This is a genomic window from Paraburkholderia atlantica (assembly GCF_009362785.1).
GTDB lineage: Bacteria > Pseudomonadota > Gammaproteobacteria > Burkholderiales > Burkholderiaceae > Paraburkholderia > Paraburkholderia atlantica.
Window position 1 is genome coordinate 1 of sequence record NZ_WHNQ01000097.1, and the last position, 7863, is coordinate 7863.

Here is a 7863-nt window from a genome sequence, read left to right on the forward strand (position 1 = left end):
GACGCATCGCCGTGGAACTGCCAGCGGCCCGTATCGTTCAGTGCTTCGAGGCGGCCGGCATCCAGTTCGGAAATCCGCAGGGAACCTTCTCCAACAGACTCGAACAGATCGACCAGTATCCGCACGACCGGTTTGAGCCGGTCGGCGCGCAGGCGCAGCCGTTCGCTCCGATTGGTTCTCAGCTCGATCATTTCGTCATCGGCAATCGTATCGAGTTCGCCCGACAGCCAGCGCCGGTCGCGCCGGAACAGTTCCGCCAGCAGCGGCTCGAGGCGCTCCGTACGGTCGCCTACCGTGATCCCCATTTCCAGATCGAACCAGCCGTCGCCGGCGTGGTGCGCCGTCCCGTCGATGGCGTCGATCTCGATCACGTTGAAGCGGAACCCAGCGGTCATGGTGACGCGCCAGCCCTTGCCGCGCAGCACCGGTAACACATCATTCACGAACGCGTGCCACGCTTCGGGCTCCGTCAGCCCGAGCATCGCATCGGGAAGCGATTGCATACTCTGTACGCGACTGGCGGGGATCTTCTGCAGCCCGGTCTTGCGTAACTCTATCAGCCGCTTTTTCTCGGCATCAGGGCGCCGCCTGAGCTGAACAACGCCACCGTCGGGATGCGAGACCAGGGTCGCGTCACTATCCGCGTTGAGGCAAACCCCGCCATAGTCGAAACCGACGGTCGCGAAATCCAGCACGCCGCTGTGGTAGTCATATTTGCCAAAGCTCGCGGAATACACCGAGCGGGTGTCGAGCGACAGGAGCGGCACCGGCTCGGTGTCGATCACCCGGATGGCCGATGCGTCGTGTGCCGGAGGTGACGGCAGATCGGGGGCAATCTCGCGCAGCACGGCGGCCACGAGCGGTGCTTCAGCCAACGAGATCGGCGGCATCGACAGGTACGTGGCCAGTTGCTGCGATGTCAGGGATTGCGACGGCAACTGCACGATGCCGGCGACACCCGCCTGCGCGTCGACGTACCAGAGCGGTTCGGTTGCCAGCAGCAGCGTGGCTGGTGGCCCGGTTCGCAATACAGGTCGCAGATGGTCGTCTGCCTGGGGCTGCCACTCGATCTGTCCCGTACGAGGATCGCCCTGGGACAGCGCCACAGGCGTGGACAATGCGCCCTGATTCGCGCTCACTGCGGCGAACAGGCGACCGGTCACGATCAGCTTCTGCAGCACATCCGCCCCGGTTGAGCCGCGCAACACGAAGCTGCCATAGTCCTCGCGACAGCGACCCAGCCACAGTCCACGCAGGATCGTCAGATCATCGTCCGTGACGAATTTCGGCGGCTTGATGAGGGCGGCCTCGACATTGTTCCACGCATCGTCGATCGAGCGGATCGTGCCGTCGGCATTGCGGCGCGCCTTGAAGAGTTGCACTTCATGGCGCTGGTGATAGCGCGACCAGCCCAGCACATAGGCGAGCGTATGGGTCGGTTTCGAGGCCGCCTTCCTTGCATTGGGCGCGGTAGTCGCCAGTTCGGCACGAAACGTCTCCAGCCAGCTAACGAGTTCATGACGTACGCCTGGCTGGGGCTTCGGCATTCTTTCGAGGCCTGCGATCAGCAGCGCCGCGGCGTGCTTGCAGTCGTATCCAACCGGGCAGGAGCATTCACTTTCGGCCCACAGGCCATCCGCTGTGTCGTAAAACTGTACATCCACCGTATAGGGGCGACGCGCGGTCCCCTGCACCTCGCCGCTGAGTACGTTGTCCTGCCAGCGCAGCTTCGACACCGCGTGGACGTAATCACGCGCCCGGGCGACGGTGCGGGAATCCAGCCAGTGCGCGATCTGCGCCTGGTCATAAAAAACTGACGACATCAGTGACCCATCCATGCATGTTCAACCCGCCATGACGGCAACGTGTGGGCAGGCAGGGATAAGTGAAGTGCTGACTGCCTGTCCTTGTCATGGCCTCCCGGCATCCGTTGTCCGCGACGGCTGCCTATTTTACGCGCCAACGTTTGCGGGAAGGTGGTCTTTGGGATTTGCCCAGGCACACTGGTTACAGCCGGTGCTGTTATCCCCCTGTCGGTTTCGGCACCGTCCGGGCCGACGGCGTTCTTTTCAGCGCGTCTAGCAATCGGCGCGTGACCTGAACCTCGGCATCAGCGCGCTCAGCCCGTTGCAGCGCGTCCTGCAGCAGCGATCGCGTGCTGTTCAGTTCATCCATGGTGGCGAGGTGCTGTTGCGTTGCGCTTTCATCCCGCTGCTGTAAAAGCCGGAGCTCGGTACGCAAGGAGGCAAGCGCGTCGGCATGCTGGAGCGCTGTGTCCTTCAGTTCAGCGCGTGCACCGCCCAATTGAACGCGCAGCTCTTCAGCGGTCTTTTCGCTTTTCTGGCGAGCGGTGCGTTCCTGGTCAATTTCTCGCAGAGCGCGCTTCTCATGACTGACGGCCCGCTCCTCGGCGGTGGTGACACGGTCGCGTGCGCGCTCCAGTTCAGCGGTGAATTCGGCCTTGACCTGCGCGAACTGAGGGGCGGCTTCGTCAACTTGCCGGCGGATTTCCTGCAGGCGGGCCTCGGTTGCCGCATGCGCCTCGCGTTCGGTGGCTAGCGCATCGCGCATGCTGGCGAGTTGCGCGCGCGTCGCTTCGAGTTCAGCCTGTGTCGCCGCCGTCGCCTGCCGGGCGAGCTCGAGTTCTGCGACGACCTGATCGCGTACTGCTTCGGCTTCGTGGGCCTGATGACGCGCCTCGGCGCGCAGTGTGGCCAACTGGCCGGTCGCCGCTTCCGATGCCGCCTGCCAGATGCTGAGCACGGCGTCGGCTGCGACCTGCTTCATGGCGTCGGGCAGGTCCGGATGGTGGATCTTCACACGGGTCTTGTCGCGCAGATCCTGCCAGAACCGGTTCAGCACGTCGGCGGGCGTCGTCATGCTGCCCTTGCGCACCAGGCTGTAGAGCTTGTTCGCCGTGGGCGTGATGCAATAGCGGAAGAACAGCAGCGCGCAGACTTCGCGGTAGAGCTCGCGCGTGTCGGCAAAGCGTGTGCGCAACGCTGCGATATCGGCCTGCAGGCGCTGGTCATCCAGCGCGGAGTCGGGGTGTGTCGTCATGGCAGGGTGTGTTCTGGATTCCGATTCAAAAAATATTACTACGTAATACGTAAAATATATTGATTAGAAACGTATAGTTTAGACATAAGTCTGCTTCTGTCTAAACTATACTGCGGACTTCCGCCGCAAAACGCGTCACACCATGAACCGCCCCGTCAGCCCTCTCGCCCCCCTCGTGCCGGATGCCCCGGCGCCGCCGCTTGAACGCCTGCGCATCCCGCCGGAGCTGTCCGGCGTTGCCGGCACCAATCGCGCTCACAACTCAATCGCGCAAATCAGTGCCGAGGACGATCTGGCCGCGAGCGCCGCGTGGCTGGCCCGCTACGCCGATGTGCCCGGCACACTGGCGACCTACCGCAAGGAGGCCGAACGCCTGCTGCTATGGGCCGTCATGCAGCACGGCAAACCCCTGTCATCGCTAACGCACGAGGACCTGCTCGTCTATCAGCATTTCCTCGCCGATCCGCAACCGGCGTGGCGCTGGATCATGACTTCGCGCAAGAAGCCCGGCCGCAAGTCTGCCGACTGGAGGCCCTTCGCGGGACCGCTGTCGCCCACGAGCGTGCGCCATGCGATGACAATTCTCAACGCGATGTTCGCGTGGCTGGTCGACGCCGGCTATCTCGCCGGCAATCCCCTGTCGCTCGCGCGACGCCGCGGCGTCAAAGCCAGCCCCCGTGTAACGCGTTATCTGACGCACGAGTTGTGGGATGTGGTCAGGATCACTATCGAGAACCTGCCGGTGGGCACCGAACGCGAGCGGTTGCACGCGGCACGCTGTCGCTGGCTCTTCACGACCCTGTATCTCGGCGGCCTGCGTGCTGCGGAGATCGCCAGCACCCCGATGGGCGCGGCATTCTGCCGGCGCGACGCCGCCGGCGTCGAACGGTGGTGGATCGAGGTGTGCGGCAAGGGCAGCAAGACCCGCCTGGTGCCGGCCTCGGATGAACTGATTGCCGAACTGGCACGCTACCGGCGTGCACACGGACTGCCGCCGTCGCCGCAGCCAGGTGAAACGCGTCCGCTGCTGTTGCCGCTGATCGGTCATGACAAGCCCCTGTCGCGCGGCGCCATCCACCTGATCGTCAAGCAGGTATTCCGGCTGGCTGCCGGGCGGCTGCGGGCCCGTGGACCCGAGTGGCACGCCCGCGCGGATGTGCTGGCCGCCGCCTCGGCGCACTGGGTGAGACACACCGCCGGCTCCCACATGACCGACCAGCAGGTCGACCTGCGCTTCGTGCGCGACAACCTTGGGCACACGTCGCTCGCCACCACCAGCGTCTATCTGCACGCGGAAGACGATGCGCGCCATCAGGCCACCCAGACGCGTCACCGGCTGGGCTGGGGCAAGCCCGCCGGATAGCGGGGTTTCGCCCAGGGAATGCGTGAGATGGCAGACTCCCGCATTCCGCCCCAATTTATGCGCGCATGAATCACGTCCATGAAACCGCCTATCCGGCGCTGCCTGCCGAAATCAGTGAAGGCGAACTCCGTGCCGCCTTCACGCCCAGCGCCACCGAAATCCGTTTCGTGTACGGCCAGTTCCGGCAGGCACCGATACGCGTGCTGATCCTCGCGCAGCTCAAGCTGTTGCAGCGGCTTGGCTATCTGCCACCCGTATCGGACATTCCGGCCGCCATCCTTCACCACGTCTGCGCGGTACTCGGGGTGCGCCCAGTCCCGCGCGCCACGCTCGTGCGCTATGACCGCTCGGGCAGCAAGTCAGGTCATCAGAAAGTCCTTCGTGAGTTCGTCAACATCCGTCCCGCCAGTGCGCAGACATACAGCTGGCTGGATACCGTGGCGGACGACGCCGCCCGCACCAAAACTGAACTGCCCGATATCGTCAACGTCCTCATCGAGGAACTGGTCCGGCATCGATATGAACTGCCACCGCTTGCGACGCTCTCGCGTATCGCCGCCCACGCCCGCAGCAGCCTCTACGAAACCCTCTACCGATCATTTGTCGACTCGCTGGATGCCTCACAGGTGGAGCGGCTCGATGGGCTTTTTGTAAGCGACACGGGCCAGACCCGCTGGGACGCTCTGAAGCGCGAACCGAAGGCGGCCACGCCCCCGTGAGGTGGCCGGTTTCCTGGAGCATATCCAGCAGATGCGCGAACTGGCCGATGGCCTGCCACCGCCACCGGAAATCCTTTCTGCGCCCAAGCGCACGCAGTTCGTCATTGAAGCGCGCGCCCTCGACGTGCACGAAATGCGCACGCTCAAGCCCGCCAAACGTTACACGCTCGCCGTGCTCTTTGTCTTCTCGCAGTTGCAGAAGGCGCTCGACGATGTCGCGGAAATCTTCATCAAGACGGTGCGCAATCTCGAGAGCACCGCAAAGCTGCGGCTTCAGCAATACCAGCTCGCCCACGCCGACCAGCTTGAAGCGCTCGTCAGCCAGTTTCGTGACGTACTCAACGTGCTGCAGGACGCTGAGGTACCAGATGCCGAGCGCATCGCCCGCATGCGGGCTGCCCTGAACGGCGATCCCGACGCCGCGCTGACCCGCTGCAATGAGCACATCGCGTACGCCGGCAATCACACCTTTCCCTTCCTGCTGACTCCGTACCGGAATCTGCGATCGCTGCTTTTCCAGTGTCTCGACATGCTGCCGCTGAAACGCAGCTCCCAGGACGACGCGTTGCTCGTCGCGCTGACGTGGATGCAGCCGTTGCGCTCGTCCCGCCGCGAACACCTGATGCTCAGTGACGATGACGTCGCCACCTTGCCGCTCGACTGGATCCCGGAGAAATGGGAAAAGAGCATCTTTCCGGATGGCCGGTCCGCCCGGCTGCTGCATCGCAAATATTTCGAGCTGTGCGTGTTCAGCCAAATCATGCGCGAACTCAACTCGGGCGATGTCTACGTTGAGCAGAGTGATCAGTATGACGACCCTCGTGAGCATCAGGTGTCGTGGGACGAATTCCAGGAGGAACTGCCTCGCTATGGCGAACTCGTCGGGCTGCCGGTCGACGCGCGCGCCTTCGTCAACGGCCTGCGCGACCAACTCAGCACGCTGGCCGACGAAGTCGACGCGGGTTTTCCGGCGAACGACTACGTCGAGATCACCGAGCAGGGCCTCATCCTTCACAAGCTCGAGACGGAACCCGAACCGCCGAACAAGAAACTTATCGATCAGGCCATCACGGCCGCGATGCGCCCCATCAGTATTCTCGACATCCTCACCGAAACCGAGCAGTGGCTCGATCTGCATACACTGTTCGGCCCGCTGTCGGGCTTCGAGACCAAGATCGACGACCCGCGCAAGCGCTTCATTACGACGCTGTTCTGCTACGGCTGCAATCTCGGGCCCAGCCAGACCGCTCGCTGTGTCAAGAATCTGAGCCGCAAGCAGGTCGCGTGGCTGAACCTGCGATACGTCACCGAAGAGCGGCTCGACAAGGCGATCGTCAGGGTCATCAATGCGTACAACCAGTTTGCGCTGCCGAAATTCTGGGGCTCCGGCAAACAGGTGTCGGCCGACGGCACGAAGTGGAATCTTTACGAGCAGAACCTGCTGTCCGAATACCATATCCGGTACGGAGGATACGGCGGGATCGGCTACTATCACGTGTCGGACATGTACATCGCGCTGTTCAGCCACTTCATTCCGTGCGGTGTACACGAGGCTGTCTATATTCTCGACGGGTTGATCAGGAATACGTCCGATGTGGAGCCCGACACCGTTCATGGCGACACGCAGGCGCAAAGCGCACCGGTGTTCGGGCTCGCGTACCTGCTTGGAATCAAGCTGATGCCGCGCATCCGCAACGTCAAGGGCCTGAAGTTCTTCAAGGCCGACCGGAACCGAAGCTACAAAAACATCGACTCCCTGTTTCGCGCGACCGTCGACTGGGCCTTGATCGAGCGGCATGTTCCCGACATGCTACGCGTGGCCGTCTCGATCAAGGCGGGTAAAATGACGCCGTCGACGATCCTGCGACGCCTGGGGTCGGAGAGCCTCAAGAACAAGCTGTACTTTGCGTTTCGTGAACTCGGCCGTGTGATCCGTACGCTGTTTCTGCTCAAATACATCAACGATCCCGAATTGCGTCGCACGATTCACGCGGCGACCAACAAGAGCGAACAGTTCAACGGCTTCGCGCAGTGGCTGATGTTTGGCGGCGAGGGCGTCATCGCTGAAAACCTCCGCCACGAGCAGCGCAAGGTCATCAAGTACAACCAGCTCGTCGCGAACATGGTGATCCTCTACAACGTCCAGTGGATGTCGCGCGTGCTCAAGGAGTTGCAGGCAAAAGGGCATCCGGTCGACGCCGACGTGCTCAAGGCGCTCTCGCCATACCGGTTGGATCACATCAACCGGTTCGGCGACTACCTGCTGGACCTGATGAAGAAAATCCTCCCGCTCGACCCAACGATAGATTTCGCTTTCAGATCAGCCGCTTAAGGCACTTTTGGCGAAATATTAACGAATCCCGGGCGACCCTCAAAAGGATCTCGTGAAGCGGCAATTCACGGCTGAACGGCCCAATGCGCTGTGGGTGTCAGATTTTACCTATGGTACGCCCAGCCAGCGTAGCCCGCCCGTATGGGGGTGAAGCTGCTTGAGCATGTTTGGAATGCAGTACCCGGAGGAGTTGACGTTGTAGTACCGGGGCATGCCCTTTCTCTGCTGCGAGAGGAAGTGAGCCGAAGCGGCGGTGACTTGCCGACACTGGCAAGGTGACGTAGTCCGTGGGAAACGGGGCTTGCGGCGAAGCGGTTACGCCAAGATGAGCCTCCAGGCTGAGCATGGGACGGTTGAGGAACACGAACCTGTTAAACCGCATCTGAGGG

Annotated in this window: 3 protein-coding genes and 1 pseudogene; 2 read left to right on the top strand and 2 right to left on the bottom strand. The window is 62.6% G+C overall.

Annotated elements, in window-relative coordinates; genetic code table 11:
* Together GCT19_RS40060 and GCT19_RS40065 are read right to left on the bottom strand one after the other, a co-directional pair.
* Nucleotides 1-1823, bottom strand: a 1823-nt coding sequence (locus GCT19_RS40060; protein WP_193727520.1) for an SWIM zinc finger family protein, incomplete at its 3' end; no start/stop codon positions are given.
* 199 nt (nt 1824-2022) lie between these two features.
* On the bottom strand, nt 2023-3060 hold the full coding sequence (locus GCT19_RS40065) for a DNA-binding protein (protein ID WP_152854960.1): 1038 nt from the start codon (nt 3058-3060) through the stop codon (nt 2023-2025).
* A 142-nt stretch (nt 3061-3202) separates the two neighbouring features.
* Between GCT19_RS40065 and GCT19_RS40070 the strand changes: the two genes are divergently transcribed.
* Both GCT19_RS40070 and GCT19_RS40075 read left to right on the top strand, forming a co-directional pair.
* On the top strand, nt 3203-4423 hold the full coding sequence (locus GCT19_RS40070) for a tyrosine-type recombinase/integrase (RefSeq protein WP_152854961.1): 1221 nt from the start codon (nt 3203-3205) through the stop codon (nt 4421-4423).
* Between the two features lie 65 nt (nt 4424-4488).
* Nucleotides 4489-7474, top strand: a pseudogene (locus GCT19_RS40075) (Tn3 family transposase).
* The last annotated feature ends 389 nt before the right edge of the window (nt 7475-7863 follow it).

Coding starts and splice junctions, on each gene's coding strand:
- GCT19_RS40065 (WP_152854960.1), bottom strand. CDS start 3,060: ATGACGACACACCCCGACTCCGCGCTGGATGACCAGCGCCTGCAGGCC.
- GCT19_RS40070 (WP_152854961.1), top strand. CDS start 3,203: ATGAACCGCCCCGTCAGCCCTCTCGCCCCCCTCGTGCCGGATGCCCCG.